This window comes from Streptomyces sp. NPDC056479 (assembly GCF_042795335.1).
Lineage (GTDB): Bacteria > Actinomycetota > Actinomycetes > Streptomycetales > Streptomycetaceae > Streptomyces.
The window spans coordinates 172,611-189,020 of the sequence record NZ_JBHTRZ010000006.1 but is presented as its reverse complement, the minus strand read 5'-3'; the positions used below and the strand labels follow the sequence as shown (position 1 = coordinate 189,020).

Sequence of the window (16,410 nt, the reverse complement as noted above, 5' to 3'; positions counted from 1 at the left end):
CGCCCCAAGGAGCGCGGGGAACTGCGCGACCGGCCACGACGGCGCCGCACACGAACGACGGCCCGACCGGCGGAGCCCTACGCCTTGGCCACCCGGAACGCGAACTGGCCGCAGTACGTCAGCTTCCGCAGGTTCACCAGGGCCGTGCGGCGGCGGCCATGCTTGGCCCAGCCGTCGATCTCGGTGTTCAGCGGGGACTGCTCGTCCCAGTAGCGGCTGTACTCGGGCGGCCGGCCGAGGTAGCTGCGCATGATCAGCGCGACTCCGTCGAGGGAGGGCCGGATCTCCTCCAGCACGAGCCCGGCGTCCTCGACCAGCATCCGGAAGCCGTACGGCGTGTAGTTCCACAGGCTGAAGGAGTGGTACGGCTCGAACTGGGACGTCGACCCGATGAAGCGGCCGCCGGGCTTCAGCACCCGGGCGATCTCCGCGAGCAGCTCGCGCGGACGGGCGACGTGTTCGAAGACCTGGTGCGAGTAGACCAGCGGGAGCGAGCCGCAGCCGAGGGGGAGGCGGACGCCGTCGTAGTGCACCACCGGGTCGCCGCCCGGTGTGCGCTGCCCGGCCTCCGGCGAGTCACGGATGTCCACGCCGACCCACCGCACCTCGGGGTCGTGCCTGCGGAACAGCTTGGCGGAGGTGCCACGACCGCACCCCAGGTCGACGACCAGCCCGGGTGCGCCGGGGGCGGCCATCACCTCGTCGACGTAATACCGCGAGGTGACCTGCCGAGCGTGGTCGTCGGGGATGCAGTCGCGCATGAGCTCCCAGAGGGTCGCCATGTCTCGATGCTACGAACACCCACGGTCACGCGCTATTCACGCCCCGCGACACCGGACAGGTCGTGCGCCCGCATGCTGTTGCGGTCGGTGACCGAACGGCCGAGCGCGTGGTGCGGCCACAGGCCCGCGGCGACCCGCCGGCTGCGCTCGCTCCACTGCCGGGCGGCGGTGTCGCCGGCCTTGTAGTGGTTGAGGGCGTAGCCGCCGGAATGGATGCGCACCAGGGTGAAACCGCCGGGGTACTCCTTGGCGGCGGCGACCTCCTGATGGGTGACGTGCGGGGCGCGCAGCAGCATCGTGCGCTTGTTGCGGTGGGTGTGGCCGGCGTGGTGCAGGAAGACACCGGGCGCGGCGGCGTAGGCGTCGACCACGGCACGGGCCTGGCGGCGCTCCAGACACTGGCCGCGGGTCACCGGGAAGACGGAGTCCCGCACGGTCAGCGGATGGTGGCCGAACACCACCGTCGGCTGGTCGGGCTGCTCCCGCAGCCGATCCTGGAACCACGCCAGCTGCTCGGCGCCGAGGCCGCCCGCGTCGGCGCCGTTGCCCGACTTGGCGTAGGTGTCGAGGCCGATGATCCGCAGTCCGCCGAGGTCACGGGCGAAGTAGCCGGGTCCGCCCGCGACCGGGAAGGCCGTGCGGAAGGTGCCGCCGTCCTTGGCGCGGTCGTGATTGCCGCGTACGACGAAGTAGTCCTGCCCGTGCGTGCCGAAGCCGTCCAGGATCCGGCGGGCCTCGCCCAGGTCGTGGGCCGCCCCGCCGGCCGAGATGTCGCCCCCGGCCAGCAGCAGGTCGGCCCCGCGCCGCCGGGCCTCCTCGACCAGGGCCCGGCTCATGAGCTCCGGATACGGCGCCCGGCCCGGCTGCTGCGCGACCCCGCGCAGCAGGGGCAGGCCGCCGACCAGGCCGGCGGTGGTCTCGCCGAGGTGCAGGTCGTTGCAGAGGGCGATCGACAGCAGATGCCGGCCGGGCGGGGGCTGCGGGGTGGTGAAGGAGTACGGCCCGCCGCCGGAGCCGAACCCGAACGTCGAGGTGCCCACCGCGTTGCCGCGTACGAGGTGCAGCGGTGTGGGCGTCGCGGCCACGCCGCGGGAGCGGGCCTGGTAGTAGTACGTCTGCCCCGGCTCCAGGCCGGTGAGCTCGACCTGGTGATGGGCGGTCGGCCGGCCCTCGGAGGCGGTGTGGTTGAGCCGGCCGGGGTGGGTGCCGTAGACGACCTCGCCCTCGGTGATCGCGGGGAGGGGGTGGCCCAGGCCGTCGTTGGTGCCGGGGATGCCGGTGTACCAGGTGACGACGGCGCGGTCCTCGGTCAGCGTGACCAGTTCCAGGTTGACGGCGGACAGGTCATCGGGATGCGGGGAGCGGGCCCGGCGCACGGCGGCCGAGGCCGACCGCGCCAGAGCAGGTGCGAGACGCGCGCCGGAGCGCAGCACCTCGCAGGGGCCGGGGAAGGCCGAGAGTGCTGCGAGAGCGGGGAGATGAGCGGAGAAGCAGCAGCGCATGTCCTTTACGTGGCCCTGAGTGGTTAACGGGGGAGGTGGCGGTGACGGCGGGGCCAGGTCCGGCGCGCGACATCTCCATGGAAGCAGGCCGCGACCGTCTGTCGTAGGTTCTGTGCCGAGTGTCACCTGATCCCGAGTTGCCCCGTTCGTCCCTGGGTGCGAAAGCGTCGCCGTACCCGACTAGGCGCGGGCGCCCCCGAGGGAGCACCCTGGAAACAGTTCTTCCGGAGGTGATCGTCATGATGCACACCACAGTGGGATGGCATGTCGAGCTGGAGTTCCTGGAGGACGACCAGCACACGCGGGCGGTGGCGATGGTGCGGCTTCCCGACGGCACGGAAGTACGGGCCCACGGGCACGCCACCCGACACCACACCGACTCCCAGCAGCCACGTGTGGGGGAGGAGATCGCCGGTGCCCGAGCGCTGAACGAACTCGCGATGCAGATGCTGACCAAGGCGCACAGCGAGATCGACTCGGCGTCGGGGCGTACCTCGCACCCGATCCACGTGTGAGCCACCGGCTCCGGCAGTCCTAGGACACGGCCTGGCCCGCCAGCGACGTCCGTAGCGCCCGTATCAGACCCTGCGCCCTCGGATCCGCCGTCACCGTCTTGCGGAAGCCGTTCGTCACATAGCCGAACGCGATCCCCGTCTCCGGGTCGGCGAAGCCGAGGGCGCCGCCGCGGCCGGGGTGGCCGAAGGAGCCGGGGCCGAGCAGGGGGGACGCGGTGCCGTGGAGCATGTAGCCGAGGCCGAAGCGGGTGTTCACGACCAGGATGCGGTCCGGGCCCGACGACTCCTCGGATCTGGCCAGCTCCACCGTCGCCGGGTCGAAGAGCCGTACGCCGTCGACCTCGCCGATCAGCGCCGCGTAGACGCGGGCCAGTCCGTCGGCCGTCGCGATGCCGTTCGTCGCGGGGAGGGCGGCGGCGCGGTAGGCAGGGTCGTTCTGGTCGGGGAACGGGGTGATGGCGGCGAACGCGCGGCGGGTGAGGGAGTCCGGGTCCTGGTAGGCGTCGGTGACCGAGCGCTTGGGCCGTGCGCGCAGTCCGCCCGCCGGCTCCGGCCCCTCGACCCGTCCGGTACGGCCCACCCGGCCCGCCTCCGACTCCGGCAGCCCGAGCCACAGATCCGCGCCCAGCGGACCGGTGACCTCCGCCGCGAGCCACTCGCCCGCCCAGCGGCCCGTCACCCGCCGCACCAGCTCGTCCAGCAGCCAGCCGTACGTCAGCGCGTGATAGCCGTGGTCGGTGCCCGGCTCCCACACCGGCGTCTGCGCGGCCACCGCCGCCGGTCCGCGGTGCGGGTCCATCGCCTCCTCGGGCGTGAGCGGGCGGTCCAGGACCGGCAGCCCGGCGCGGTGGTTCAGCACGTGCCGCACCAGCAGCCGCTCCTTGCCGTGCGCCTTGAACTCCGGCCAGTACTCGCCCACCGGCGCGTCCAGGTCCAGCACCCCACGCTGGTGCAGCAACAGCGGTACGGCGGCGGCGACGCCCTTGGTCGCCGAGCGCACGACCTGCGCGGTGCCGTGCTGCCACGCCTGCGTGCCGTCGACGTCCTTCGTGCCGGCCCACAGGTCGACGACCTTGCGCCCGTCCCGGTACACGGCGACGGCCGCGCCGCGCTCCCCGAGCGCGGTGAAGTTCCGAACGAACGCCTCCCTGACCGGCTCGAAGCCCTCGGCCACTGTGCCGTTCGCGTCCACGTCCGTCTCCTCGTCCTGCCTTGTGCGGGTGCCCTTCTACCCAAGCAGGATCGTGACGTCGATGTTCCCCCGGGTGGCGTTGGAGTACGGGCAGACCTCGTGCGCGGCGTCGACCAGCTTGGCCGCGACGTCCGCGTCCAGCACCGGCAGGGAGACGCTGAGGGCGACCGCGAGGCCGTAGCCGCGGTCCTTGTTGGGGCCGATGCCGACCTTGGCGGCGACCGTGGATCCGGTGAGGTCGTAGCCCTCGCGGTTGCCGACGAGGATCAGCGCGCTGTGGAAGCAGGTGCTGTAGCCGGCGGCGAACAGCTGCTCGGGGTTGGTCCCGTTGCCGTCGCCGCCCAGCTGCGGCGGCATCGCGACCTTCAGCTCGATCTGGCCGTCCTGGCTGGTGACATAGCCGTTCCGGCCGCCGTGCGCGGTGGCCTCGGCGACGTACATGATCTTCGTCGGACGGGTGTCGACGGTGGTGCCCTCGTCGGTCATGGTTGGCCCTCCCCCCAGAAACGGCGCGCAGCGGAAAAGGCGCGCACAAGTACATCGTGCACAAGGTACTGGCCGGTACGTCGTTCGCCGTTACCAGGGGGTAGCAACCGGGGGTAACCCGAGTTCAGGGCGTGTGGTCCACGGCGGGGTGGGCTCTGTGCGCGAGCTGCCACAGCTCCTCGCGCAAGCGCGAGACCCTCGTCGCGTCGAGCCCCGTCGCGGTGAGCAGCGAGCCGGGCACGCACTTCGCGCGCTCCCGCAGTTCCTGCCCGCGCCCCGTGACGGCCACGAGCACGGACCGCTCGTCCCGCGAAGAGCGCTCACGCCGTACCAGGCCGGCCGCCTCCAGCCGCTTCAGCAGGGGTGAGACGGTGCCGTAGTCGAGCCGCAGCGCGGCGGCCAGCTCCTTCACCGTCGTCTCGCCCCGCTCCCACAGGACCAGCAGCACGAGGTACTGCGGGTAGGTGAGGCCGAGTTCGTCGAGGAGCGGGCGGTAGGCGGCCGTCACCGCGCGCTGGGCGGCGTACAGCGCGAAGCAGAGCTGATCGTCCAGGGACAGCGATCCCGCGTCCTCTTGATGCGTCACGCGCCCATTGTCACGGAACGCGGGTCGAAGCCGAAGGGCAGCTCCAGTCGGTGGGCGCGCATCAGCTCGTCGTCCGCGAGGAGTCCGGCCGTCTTCCCGTCCGCCGCGATCACACCCTCGCTGAGGATCAGGGAGCGCGGGCACAACTCCAGGGCGTACGGCAGGTCGTGGGTGACCATCAGGACGGTCACGTCCAACGAGCGCAGGATGTCGGCCAGTTCGCGGCGGGAGGCGGGGTCGAGGTTGGAGGAGGGCTCGTCGAGGACGAGGATCTCCGGTTCCATCGCCAGCACGGTCGCCACCGCGACCCGGCGCCGCTGCCCGAAGGAGAGGTGGTGCGGCGGACGGTCCTTGAACTCCGCCATGCCGACCCGCTCCAGCGCCCGGTCGACCCGCTCCTCCAGCTCCGCGCCCTTGAGCCCGGCCGCCGCGGGCCCGAAGGCCACGTCCTCACGGACCGTCGGCATGAACAACTGGTCGTCCGGGTCCTGGAACACGATGCCGACCCGGCGCCGGATCTCGGCCATGTGCTGCTTGCCGACGGGCAGCCCGGCGACCCGCACCGTGCCCGTACCGCCGGTCAGGATGCCGTTGAGGTGCAGCACGAGGGTCGTCTTGCCGGCGCCGTTCGGGCCGAGCAGCGCGACCCGTTCGCCGCGCGCGATGGAGAAGTCCACGCCGAACAGGGCCTGGTGGCCGTCGGGGTAGGCGAAGGCGAGGCCCGAGACCTCGAGAGAAGCTGTCACAGCATCCATCCCAGCAGACAGACGACAAGGGCGGAGAAGGGGAGCGCGAGGGCGTACGACCACTGCGCCCGGGACGCGGTCACCTCGTCGATCACCGGCATCGAACCGGCGTACCCGCGGCTGACCATGGCCAGATGCACCCGCTCGCCGCGCTCGTAGGAACGGATGAACAGCGCGCCCGCCGACTTCGCGAGCACGCCCCAGTGGCGCACGCCTTTCGCCTCGAAGCCGCGTGACTCCCGCGCGATGCGCATCCGCCGCATCTCGTCCGCGATGACATCGCCGTAGCGGATCATGAAGGACGCGATCTGCACGAGGAGCGGCGGCAGCTTCAACCGCTGGAGGCCGAGCAGCAGTTCGCGCAGCTCGGTGGTGGAGGCGAGCAGGACGGAGGCGGCCACGCCGAGCGTGCCCTTGGCCAGCACGTTCCACGCGCCCCACAGCCCGCTGACGCTCAGCGACATGCCCAGCACCTCGACCCGCTCGCCCTCCGCCACGAAGGGCATCAGCACGGCGAACGCGACGAACGGCACCTCGATCAGCAGCCGCTTGAGCAGAAACCCGGCGGGCACGCGGGCGGCGTACGCGACGAGACCGAGCAGCGCGGCGTACAGGCCGAACGCCCACATCGCCTCCCGCGGCGTCGACACCACGACCACCACGAACGCGAACGTCGCGGCGAGCTTGGTGTGCGGCGGCAGACCGTGCACGGGCGAGTGCCCGTGCCGGTACAGCCGGTGTGCGTGCCCTGCGCCCATGTCAGGCGCTCGAACCGGCGGTGGTGCTCGTGGGCGAGACGTCGTCCGTACGGCGCCTGCGCACCGCCCAGAACACCGCGCTGCCCGCGACCACGGTCACGCCGACGCCGATCACGCCCGCGAGGCCGCCGGACAGACGGGCGTCGGTGATGTCCTTGACGCCGTAGTCGGCGAGCGGGGAGTCGGCGTTGGCGTGGTCCTCGGCCTTCTTGTCGATGCCGTGGTCGGCGGCGACCTTCTCCAGGCCGTCCGGGCTGGCGGAGGCGTAGAAGCTGACGAACCCGGCGAGCACCAGGGAGGCGACGAGGCCGACGGCCCACACCTTGCGCGGGGAGCGGGCGGCGACCGGGACGGCCGGCTCGGCGGCGGGCGCGTCCACCAGCTCGCCGTTGACCCGCAGTCGCAGGCGCTGACGCAGGTCGCGGGCGCCGTACACGAGATCCGGGCGTACGGCGACGACGGCGCCGACGGTCAGTGCGGTGATCGCGGCCTCGCCGATGCCGATCAGCAGGTGCACGCCGACCATAGCGGTGGCGACCTTGCCGATGGAGACGTCGGTGGTGCCGCCGACCGCGTACATCACTGTAAAGGCCAGCGCGGCCGCCGGGACGGACAGCAGGGCGGCGACGAAGGAGGCGACGGTGACCGAACGGCGGCTGCGCGGCAGCACCTTCACCAGGCCGCGGAAGACGGCGTAGGCGACGACCGTCGTCACGATCGCCATGTTGGTGATGTTCACGCCGAGGGCGGTCAGCCCGCCGTCCGCGAACAGGATGCCCTGCATGAGCAGGACGACCGAGATGCACAGCACCCCTGTGTAGGGGCCGACGAGGATCGCCGCGAGCGCGCCCCCGAGAAGATGGCCGCTGGTCCCCGCCGCGACGGGGAAGTTCAGCATCTGCACGGCGAAGATGAAGGCGGCGACGAGGCCGGCCAAGGGGGCCGTCCGCTCGTCGAGCTCACGGCGCGCGCCGCGCAGGCTCACGGCGACAGCGGCGGCGGCGACCACTCCGGTCACGGCGGAGGTGGGGGCGTCTATGAATCCGTCAGGTACGTGCACGGTTCGATGATGTGGCTTGATGCGAACAGTTTGCAAGAGCGAGACTCTCTCTGTTGTTAACGAGAGATAAGTCGCTCCGGAGGGTGTAATCCCGGAAATATGGGACATTGGATGTGCAGGCGGACGCACAGTTTCCGCACAGGTGACATACGGTAAGGGGTCGTCCGATGTCCGTAGTCGAGCAGTACGCGCGAGCCCATATCGTCACTGACGCCGACGTCCAGGTGCTGGATGAGCGAGGCGCGATTCCGGTTGTCCTGTGCTACGACCCGGACACCGACCCGCGCGCCGTCCGGATGCGCCTGCCCGGCCCGCACGAGTGGAGCTTCTCCCGGGATCTCCTCGAACAGGGCCTGCGCGCACCCGCCGGCTCCGGCGACGTCCAGGTATGGCCGTGCGGGCGGGTGCAGGCCGTGGTCGAGTTCCACTCCGCGCAAGGGGACTACGTCGTGCAGTTCGATACGAAGGCGCTGATGAGGTTTCTGCGGCGGACGTACCTGGCCGCCGCAACACCTGCACCCGTGGCGCGTGAAGCTCAGCTGGGTCGCTGAGGCTCAGCGGTGGGCTGAGGCTCAGCCGCCCGTCTTCAGCAGTGCCGCCACGATCGGGCCTGCCGTGTCGCCGCCGTGCCCGCCCTGCTGCACCACACCGGCCGCCGCCAAGTCGCCCCGGTACGCGGTGAACCAGCCGTTCGGCTTCTTCTGGCCGTCGACCTCCGCCGAGCCGGTCTTGGCACCGACGTCACCGGTGACCCCGGACATCGCCTCGGCCGCCGTGCCGTAGGCCGCCGTGTAGGCCATCAGTTCGCGCAGCTGGGACAGCGTGGCCGCGGACATGGTGCGCGAGGCCGTCGCGAGCTGCCGTCCGTCGACCTCGGGGGAGACCAGGTACGGCTGCTTGAAGGTGCCCGTCTTCACGGTCGCCGAGACCGACGCCATGTTCAGCGGGTTCATCCGCACCCCGCCCTGCCCGATGAGCTCGGCCGCCATCTGGGCCTGCGACTGGACCGGGACGGCTCCGTCGAAGGTGGAGACACCGACGGACCAGTTGTTCAGGGACAGGCCGAAGACCTGCTGGGCCTGCTTGGTGAGGCTGTCGTCGTCCAGCTCGGGTGCCTGGCTGATGAAGGCCGTGTTGCAGGAGCGGGCGAAGCTCGCCTTGAACGTGCCGCCCTTGATCTCGAACTTGTCGTCGTTCTGGAACTTCCAGTGGCCGTACGTGAAGTACTTCGGGCAGGGGTGCTCCTCGTCCGCCGACGCGAGGTCCTTCTCCAGCAGCAGCGAGGAGGTGATGACCTTCATCGTGGAGCCGGGCGCGAGGGAGCCCTGGAACGCGGTGTTGAAGCCGTGCGAGGAGTTGGCGACCGCCAGGATCTCGCCGGTCGACGGGCGCAGGACGACCACCGACGCCTTCGCCTTCGAGGCGACCTGCTCCTCCGCGGCGGCCTGCATCGCCGGGCTCAGCGTCGTCTCCACGGTGCCCGGTGTGCCCTTGCTCAGTTCCACCAGGGTCTTGTCGGACAGCTCGGCCTTCTTGGACTCCTCGCCCCGGATCACCTGGAGCTCGACGCCCGCCTTGCCGCCGGCCTTCTCGCCGTACTTCTCGCGCAGGCTGTCCAGGACCGAGCCCAGCGACGGGTACTCCTTCTCCGTCAGCTCGCCGCCGTCCCGGTCGAGGGCCTTGACCGGCGGGGTGCCGGACGCGCCGGTGACGAGGGTGTCGCCGTCCTTGAGGTCGGGGTGGACGACCGCGGAGTGCCACTCGACCAGCGGCTTGCCGTCCTCGGCACGCCGGACCACGGTGAGCGAGCTGTCGTACGCCAGCGGCTTGGTGGTGCCCTTGTACGACACCGAGCCCTTCACGGAGAAGGGGACCTTGGCGCCGGTGCGGGTGCCGGCGGTGAGGGTGACGTCCTTGATGTGGGCGTCCTTGGTGTAGCCGGTCAGCAGGGCCTTCGCGGCCGTGGTGTCGTCGGTGGCGGCGGCCGCCTCGGGCACCTTGCCCTGCTGCCATGCGGTGAGGAAGTCCTCGGCCGCGGTCGTGACCTCCTTGGCCGACAGCGGGCCGGTCTTGACGGCCTTGGCCTTCTGGCCGGAGCTCGACGAGCCCGTGTCGTTCTCGGCCGCCGCGCCGCTGCCCAGCAGCGCGTAGACCCCGAACCCGGCGCCGCCGAGCACCACGGCGATCATCCCGCCGAGCACGGCGGGGTTGGTCTTCCGTCGCTCGGCGACGCGCCTTCTGTTGCCCACTGCTTTCCGTTCCCTCGCGTATTCCAGGGGCCCCCGCCGCCCCACCGACCTCACGCATACCAACGACGACGACCACCCTAGAGTCCCGTGCCGCGGGGGATAAGTTCAGCCGGACGCTCGTAGCACGGCTGCGACAATCGGCCCCGCCGCGTCGCCGCCGTGGCCGCCCTCCTGGGACATGGCCGCGGCCGCCACATCATCGCGGAAGCCGGTGAACCAGCTGTCCGAGGTGGCCTTTCCGTCGACCTCGGCGGAACCGGTCTTGGCACCGATGTCCCCACCGAGCGCGGACATGGCCGGCGCGGCGGTGCCCTGGGTCGCGGTCAGCCGCATCATCTGCTTCAGCTGGGTGGCCGTGCTGCCGGGCAGCCCCTTGGCGGTGGCCAGTTGGCGGTCGTCGAGGTCGGGCGAGATCAGATACGGCTGGCGGAAGTCGCCGGTGATCGCGGTCGCCGTCACCGACGCCATGTTCAGCGGGCTCATCTGGACCTGGCCCTGGCCGATGGCGTTGGCCGCGCGGTCCGGGCCGGTGGAGGCGGGGACGCTGCCGTCGAAGGAGACGATGCCGGTCTTCCAGTCGTCCCGGCCGAGCCCGAAGCGCTCCTGCGCCTCGTTCGTCAGCGAGGAGTCGGTGAGCGGGTCCTCGTCGACGAGCTTGATGAAGGCCGTGTTGCAGGAGCGCAGGAAGCCATTGGCGAGCGTGGCGCTCGCGCTCTCGTCGGCCTTCAGGCCGTCGAGGTTCTTGAAGGTCTGGCTCTGCCAGGTGGCCGTCTGCGGGCAGGGCGCCGGGCCGTTCATCGTGGTGACGCCGTTGTCGATGAGCATCGCCGAGGTGAGGATCTTCATCGTGGAGCCCGGGGCGACGCGTCCCTCGAAGGCGGCGTTGAAGCCGTCCTCGCGGTGGTTCGCCACGGCCAGCACCTCGCCGGTGCTCGGCTTGACGGCGACGACCGACGACTGGGCGTACTTCTTCACGGCCTTCTCGGCCGCCGCCTGCACGCTCGCGCTGAGCGTCGTCTCCAGTTTGCCGGGCTTGCCCTTCGACAGGGTCAGCAGCGAAGTGTCCGGCGACTGGTCGGCGTGCCGTATCGACAGCTCGACGCCGGGCTCGCCGCCCGCCTTGTCGCCGTACTTGGCGCGCAGTGCGTCCAGGATCGGGCCGAGCGAGGGGTACTTCTCCTTCGTCAGCACGGCGCCGTCACGGGCGACGGCCTCGATGGGCGGGCTCGCGGCCTCGCCGGTCACGAGGGTGTCGTTCCGCTTCAGCTGCGGGTGGATCACGGTGGGCTGCCAGTCGACGAGGGCACGCCCGGTGGTTTTGCCGCGGACGACGGTGAGCTCGCTCTTGTAGGTGAGCGGCTTGGAGCTGCCCTCGTAGGACACCTTGGCCTTCACCGTGAACGGCACCGTGGCGCCCCGCGCCGCCCCGGGCGTGATCTGCACGCCGGTGATGTGCGCGTCCTCGCTGTAGGAGGACAGCACCGCCACGGCGGCTGCGTCGTTGTTCGTGTACGTCGAGGCCTGCGCGGCCTCGCCCTTCTCCCAGCCGGCGAAGAACTTGGCCGAGGCCTCCTCGACCTCCTCCGCACTCGGCGGCCCGGTCCGCTCCGGCGCGGGTCCCGCGGACCCCGTCGCCCCACCGCCGTTCAACGCCGACACGATGTTGTAGGCGCCGTAGCCGGCTCCGCCCACCATCACCGCGAACACGCCGCCTATGACGGCGGCCTTGACCCCCTTGGGCATGGTCCCCTCCCCGTTATGTCTCCCGCACTGTAAGTGACATGAGGGAAACCAGTGGGACTTGTTTCCTTTTGGTGTCCGAATGTGTGACCGATTCTTGGCCGAACGATCGACATGTTCCGACACGGGCGGGGCGGGCAACCAGGCGCGGGGTTCGTCGGTCAGAAGGTCGTCGGTCATCGCAACCGGGCCCCGGAGGTCCTCCCCCGCCGTATCGATTCCCCGGACTCCGCACGTTTCGCGCGGCGTCCGTACCGGGTGCTGGCGCTCGGCACGGCTCTCGCCCTGCCGGCGGCCCTGAGCCCGAAGCGCGGCAACCCGGCGGCGCCCGCCACGGCCGGGATGGAGCGAGGGCTCGAGTACAGGGCGGCCCCGGCGACGACGAGCCGTACGGCGGCCCGGGCCCGGACGAGCTTCACGGCGGCCCCGGCACGGACAAACCGTCCGGCGGGACCAGCCCTGACGTCATCGTCCAGGACTGACGCGCCGCACCTCGCCCCCGGCTAGACCCAGGTGTCCAGCCACATCCGCGACCGCCAGTCGTCGATCGGAATCGCCTGCCCCGTGTAGATCGGCCAGAAGTAGATGAAGTTCCACGCGATCAGCAGCACCAGCACCCCCGCCCCCGTCGCCCCCGCCACCCGCCGGGTGTCGCTGGAGCCCGGTGGGCCGATGATCGCGCCGAGGAGCATGGCCACGGCCAGGCAGAGGAAGGGGAGGAAGACGACGGCGTAGAAGAAGAAGATCGTGCGTTCCTGGTAGAGGAACCAGGGGAGGTAACCCGCTGCCACGCCGCAGGCGATGGCGCCCGCGCGCCAGTCGCGGCGGAAGGCCCAGCGCCACAGGACGTACAGGACCGCGAAGGCCGCCACCCACCACAGCAGGGGTGTGCCGAGGGCCAGCACCTCGCGGGCGCACTTCTCGCCCGCGTCGACGGGGCAGCCGTCCTTGCCGGGAGTGGGGGACTCGTAGAAGTAGGACACCGGGCGGCCGACGACGAGCCAGCTCCACGGGTTGGACTGGTAGGTGTGCGGGGACGACAGGCCGACGTGGAACTCGTACACCTGGTGCTCGTAGTGCCACAGGCTGAGCCACCAGTCGGGGAACAGCCACGACCAGTCGCTGGAGCGGCCGTTGGCGGTGGCCCAGTCGCGGTAGTAGCCGCCCTTGCCGTTGGTCGAGGACAGGATCCAGCCCGCCCACGACACGATGTAGGTGACGATCGCCACCGGCACCGTCGCCAGGAAGGCCAGACCCAGGTCGCGCTTGACCACCGCGGTGTACGGGTGGTGGGCGCCGGCGACCTTGCGGGCGCCGACGTCCCAGAGCACCGTCAGCAGGCCGAACGCGACCAGGAAGTACAGGCCGTTCCACTTGGTGCCGATGGCCAGGCCCAGCATCAGACCGGCCAGCCAGCGGTAGGGGCGAAGGCCCAGGCGGAGGGTTTCCGCGATGTGCGCGTCGGGGCGGACCCGGCCGTCGGCGTCGACCGGCAGTGCCGCGGCGAGTTTCGCGCGGGCCCGGTCCCGGTCGAGGACCAGGCAGCCGAACGCCGCCAGCACGAAGAACATCAGCACCCCGTCGAGCAGCGAGGTGCGCGCCATCACGAAGGCCAGCCCGTCCACCGCCATCAACCCGCCCGCGAGACAGCCCAGGAAGGTCGAGCGGAAGATACGGCGGCCGATGCGGCAGAGCATCAGTACGGCGAGGGTGCCCAGCAGCGCCGTCATGAAGCGCCAGCCGAACGGGTTGAACCCGAACATCAGCTCGCCGAGCCCGATGACGTACTTGCCGACCGGCGGATGCACGACGTACGCCGCGTCCGTCGGGATGGGCACGTCGCCGTTGGTCGACAGGATCAGGTCGTTGACGTTCTTGTCCCAGTTGACCTCGAAGCCGCGGTGGACGAGCGCCCACGCGTCCTTGGCGTAGTACGTCTCGTCGAATATCACCTTCTTCGGGTTGCCCAGGTTCCAGAACCGCAGCACCCCGGCCAGCAGCGTCACCAGCAGCGGACCGCCCCAGCCCGACCAGCGCGAGATCCGCTCGGCGAGCGGGCGCGAGACGCCGAGGAACTGCCACATCCGCGGGCTGGGCTGGACGTACGGCGGCACCAGCTGGTCGCGTACGTCGCTTCTGGGCGCCGCCGTGTAGCCGAATCGGCGCAGCCGCTGCTGCCACGACGGCCGCTGCTCGTGCGGTGCCTGGCCCTGCCGGGTGTCCATGGAGGACGCGGTACTGGTCACCGCGCCATCGTAGGGAACACGTCTGTGGGAGTCGCGTGGATGCGCCCTGCGAGGATGGAAACGTGACAGGAACCCTTGTTTTGGCAGGCACCCCCATCGGCGACGTCAAGGACGCCCCGCCCCGGCTCGCCGAGGAACTGGCCGGCGCGGACGTGGTCGCCGCCGAGGACACCCGGCGGCTCAAGCGCCTGACCCAGGCGCTGGGCGTGCAGCCGGCGGGGCGGATCGTGTCGTACTTCGAGGGCAACGAGTCGGCCCGCACGCCCGAGCTGGTCGAGGCGCTCCTGGCGGGCTCGCGGGTGCTGCTGGTGACCGACGCCGGGATGCCGTCCGTGTCCGACCCCGGGTACCGGCTGGTCGCGGCGGCCGTGGAGAAGGACATCCGGGTCACCGCCGTACCCGGGCCGTCGGCCGTGCTCACCGCGCTCGCGCTGTCGGGGCTGCCGGTGGACCGGTTCTGCTTCGAGGGCTTCCTGCCGCGCAAGGCGGGGGAGCGGCTGGGGCGGCTGAAGGAGGTGGCCGAGGAGCGGCGCACGCTCGTCTACTTCGAGGCACCGCACCGGCTCGACGACACGCTCGCCGCGATGGCCGAGGTGTTCGGTGCCGAGCGGCGGGCCGCCGTGTGCCGGGAACTGACCAAGACGTACGAGGAGGTCAAGCGGGGCGGGCTGGGGGAGCTCGCGGCCTGGGCCGCCGAGGGCGTACGCGGGGAGATCACCGTCGTCGTCGAGGGGGCTCCCGAGAAGGGTGCCGAGGAGGTCGACGCCGGGGAACTGGTGCGCCGGGTTCGCATCCGCGAAGAAGCGGGCGAGCGGCGCAAGGAGGCCATCGCGGCGGTGGCGGTGGAGGCCGGAGTGCCCAAGCGGGAGGTCTTCGACGCCGTCGTGGCGGCCAAGAAGGCGGGGGCGTGAAACGCTGTGTGAGCAGGGCGTATATCGCATGAGCGTGCGCCCCATGCCGGGGTAAAGGGACCCGGGCCTTTCGGCAAGGAACGTCCAAGTCGGCGCCAACACTGGACAGATCCCGTGCCTTCACTCCTGCGGAGGAGTCCACTGGGTTGTGGGACGTGACCCGTCCCTCCAGCGGACCACAGGAGCTGGCATGAGCGAGATCACTGGGCAGACCGGCCTTCGCAACGGGGCGACCGCCGTCGTGAACGAGTCGTACTCCTTCGCCTGCATGCGCTGCGGGCACGGCTGGGAGGCGTCGTACGAGATAGAGCACCACATAGACGGCGAGGGTCGTGAGTTCGTGATGTACGTGGCCGACGGCCGGATCGTGCCGTCGCCGCTGAGCCGGCCCTCATGTCCCAACTGCGACAACCACGTCGTACGGATCATGCAGTCGGGGCGGGTGGCGTCGGTGCGCGACGCGGCGCACCGTCAGCACCGGGTGCCGCCCGCGGGTCCGGTGGAGGTGCCGGGCGGGCCGGCCGACGGGACGGCGGCGCCCAAGGAGCACCACCACTGGCATCTGTCCGATCTCCTGCACGTCTTCCACCGCAAGGCGGGCTGAGCCGAACACCGGGCCGAGAAGGCATGCCCCTTTCGTAGGATCGGGGCATGCCTTCGAACGCCGCCGACAAGCACGCCGCCCCGCCCCTCCCGGAACCGCTCCGGGTGCCGGTGGCCGACTCGCACACCCACCTCGACATGCAGTCCGGCACCGTGGAGGAGGGGCTGGCGAAGGCGGCGTCGGTGGGGGTGACCACCGTGGTGCAGGTGGGCTGTGACGTCCGCGGCTCGCAGTGGGCGGCCGAGACGGCGGCGGCGTACGACGCCGTGCACGCGACCGTCGCCCTGCATCCGAACGAGGCGCCGCGCATCGTGCACGGCGACCCCGACGGCTGGTCCCGGCAGGGGGCGCGCGAGCCCGGCGGCACGCGGGCCCTCGACGAGGCGCTCGCCGATATCGACCGCCTGGCCGCGCTCCCCCAGGTCAAGGGCGTCGGCGAGACCGGCCTCGACTACTTCCGTACGGGGCCCGAGGGCAAGGAGGCGCAGGAGGCGTCCTTCCGCGCCCACATCGAGATCGCCAAGCGGCACGGCAAGACCCTCGTCATCCACGACCGCGACGCCCACGAGGACGTGCTGCGTGTACTGAAGGAGGAGGGCGCCCCCGAGCGGACCGTCTTCCACTGCTACTCCGGGGACGCCGCGATGGCGCAGGTGTGCGCCCGCGCCGGATACTTCATGTCCTTCGCCGGCAACGTCACCTTCAAGAACGCCCAGAACCTGCGGGACGCGGTGGCCGTGGCCCCGTTGGAACTGCTCCTCGTGGAGACCGACGCGCCCTTCCTCACGCCGGCGCCGTACCGCGGACGGCCCAACGCCCCGTATCTCATTCCGATCACGGTGCGTGCCATGGCGGCCGTCCGGGAGATCGACGAGGACGTGCTGGCGGCGGCGCTCGGGACGAACACGGCACATGCCTTCGGTTACTGACCGATAACGCCGGGTAACGCTCGCACGGGTTTACGCGTGCCGCTCGCCACTGTGCGTAGTCGAGTCGCTTTGGTGAGCAACCGACCCTCCGCTAGGTTCTGGGG

General features: G+C 71.1%; 16 protein-coding genes. 5 read left to right on the top strand and 11 right to left on the bottom strand.

Going from position 1 to position 16,410, the window contains the following annotated elements:
- Positions 1-77: 77 nt before the first annotated feature.
- Positions 78-782 carry a class I SAM-dependent methyltransferase gene (locus tag ACFQ6S_RS24265; protein ID WP_383413424.1) on the bottom strand — a complete coding sequence of 235 codons (705 nt, stop codon included), beginning with the start codon at positions 780-782 and terminating at the stop codon, positions 78-80.
- Positions 783-814: 32 nt separating this feature from the next.
- Complete coding sequence (locus ACFQ6S_RS24260) at positions 815-2,284, bottom strand: metallophosphoesterase (RefSeq protein ID WP_383413421.1); 1,470 nt, start codon at positions 2,282-2,284, stop codon at positions 815-817.
- Between the two features lie 239 nt (positions 2,285-2,523).
- Here ACFQ6S_RS24260 and ACFQ6S_RS24255 point away from each other — a divergent pair, with 239 nt between their 5' ends.
- Complete coding sequence (locus ACFQ6S_RS24255) at positions 2,524-2,799, top strand: DUF1876 domain-containing protein (RefSeq protein ID WP_383413419.1); 276 nt, start codon at positions 2,524-2,526, stop codon at positions 2,797-2,799.
- 19 nt (positions 2,800-2,818) lie between these two features.
- Here ACFQ6S_RS24255 and ACFQ6S_RS24250 read toward each other — a convergent pair whose 3' ends face one another.
- The 6 genes from ACFQ6S_RS24250 to ACFQ6S_RS24225 form a co-directional block, all read right to left on the bottom strand.
- The gene (locus tag ACFQ6S_RS24250; protein ID WP_383413416.1) at positions 2,819-3,991 is read right to left on the bottom strand and encodes a serine hydrolase domain-containing protein; all 1,173 of its coding nucleotides are present in this window, start codon (positions 3,989-3,991) and stop codon (positions 2,819-2,821) included.
- Positions 3,992-4,027: 36 nt separating this feature from the next.
- Positions 4,028-4,477: an organic hydroperoxide resistance protein gene (locus ACFQ6S_RS24245; RefSeq protein WP_383413413.1), complete on the bottom strand. Its 450-nt coding sequence runs from the start codon at positions 4,475-4,477 to the stop codon at positions 4,028-4,030.
- Between the two features lie 124 nt (positions 4,478-4,601).
- Positions 4,602-5,063 carry a MarR family winged helix-turn-helix transcriptional regulator gene (locus ACFQ6S_RS24240; RefSeq protein ID WP_383413411.1) on the bottom strand — a complete coding sequence of 154 codons (462 nt, stop codon included), beginning with the start codon at positions 5,061-5,063 and terminating at the stop codon, positions 4,602-4,604.
- Entirely contained in the window at positions 5,060-5,818 is a 759-nt protein-coding gene (locus ACFQ6S_RS24235; RefSeq protein ID WP_383413408.1) for an energy-coupling factor ABC transporter ATP-binding protein, read from the bottom strand. The genes ACFQ6S_RS24240 and ACFQ6S_RS24235 overlap by 4 nt, the downstream gene beginning before the upstream one ends.
- Positions 5,806-6,567: a cobalt ECF transporter T component CbiQ gene (gene cbiQ / locus ACFQ6S_RS24230; RefSeq protein WP_383413405.1), complete on the bottom strand. Its 762-nt coding sequence runs from the start codon at positions 6,565-6,567 to the stop codon at positions 5,806-5,808. The genes ACFQ6S_RS24235 and cbiQ overlap by 13 nt, the downstream gene beginning before the upstream one ends.
- A 1-nt stretch (position 6,568) precedes the next feature.
- The gene (locus tag ACFQ6S_RS24225; protein ID WP_383413402.1) at positions 6,569-7,627 is read right to left on the bottom strand and encodes an energy-coupling factor ABC transporter permease; all 1,059 of its coding nucleotides are present in this window, start codon (positions 7,625-7,627) and stop codon (positions 6,569-6,571) included.
- 167 nt (positions 7,628-7,794) lie between these two features.
- Here ACFQ6S_RS24225 and ACFQ6S_RS24220 point away from each other — a divergent pair, with 167 nt between their 5' ends.
- Complete coding sequence (locus ACFQ6S_RS24220) at positions 7,795-8,178, top strand: SsgA family sporulation/cell division regulator (RefSeq protein WP_383413399.1); 384 nt, start codon at positions 7,795-7,797, stop codon at positions 8,176-8,178.
- 21 nt (positions 8,179-8,199) lie between these two features.
- On the opposite strand, the gene ACFQ6S_RS24215 is transcribed toward ACFQ6S_RS24220, so the two are convergent.
- The 3 genes from ACFQ6S_RS24215 to ACFQ6S_RS24205 form a co-directional block, all read right to left on the bottom strand.
- Positions 8,200-9,876: a penicillin-binding transpeptidase domain-containing protein gene (locus tag ACFQ6S_RS24215; RefSeq protein WP_383413396.1), complete on the bottom strand. Its 1,677-nt coding sequence runs from the start codon at positions 9,874-9,876 to the stop codon at positions 8,200-8,202.
- 105 nt (positions 9,877-9,981) lie between these two features.
- Positions 9,982-11,619: a penicillin-binding transpeptidase domain-containing protein gene (locus tag ACFQ6S_RS24210; RefSeq protein ID WP_383413393.1), complete on the bottom strand. Its 1,638-nt coding sequence runs from the start codon at positions 11,617-11,619 to the stop codon at positions 9,982-9,984.
- A gap of 500 nt (positions 11,620-12,119) precedes the next feature.
- Positions 12,120-13,862: a dolichyl-phosphate-mannose--protein mannosyltransferase gene (locus tag ACFQ6S_RS24205; protein WP_383413390.1), complete on the bottom strand. Its 1,743-nt coding sequence runs from the start codon at positions 13,860-13,862 to the stop codon at positions 12,120-12,122.
- A gap of 62 nt (positions 13,863-13,924) precedes the next feature.
- On the opposite strand from ACFQ6S_RS24205, the gene rsmI reads away from it, so the two are divergent.
- The 3 genes from rsmI (at position 13,925) to ACFQ6S_RS24190 (ending at position 16,306) form a co-directional block, all read left to right on the top strand.
- Positions 13,925-14,773: a 16S rRNA (cytidine(1402)-2'-O)-methyltransferase gene (gene rsmI, locus ACFQ6S_RS24200; RefSeq protein ID WP_383413388.1), complete on the top strand. Its 849-nt coding sequence runs from the start codon at positions 13,925-13,927 to the stop codon at positions 14,771-14,773.
- A 190-nt stretch (positions 14,774-14,963) separates the two neighbouring features.
- Positions 14,964-15,377: a hypothetical protein gene (locus tag ACFQ6S_RS24195; protein WP_383413385.1), complete on the top strand. Its 414-nt coding sequence runs from the start codon at positions 14,964-14,966 to the stop codon at positions 15,375-15,377.
- Between the two features lie 47 nt (positions 15,378-15,424).
- The gene (locus ACFQ6S_RS24190) at positions 15,425-16,306 is read left to right on the top strand and encodes a TatD family hydrolase (protein ID WP_383413382.1); all 882 of its coding nucleotides are present in this window, start codon (positions 15,425-15,427) and stop codon (positions 16,304-16,306) included.
- The last annotated feature ends 104 nt before the right edge of the window (positions 16,307-16,410 follow it).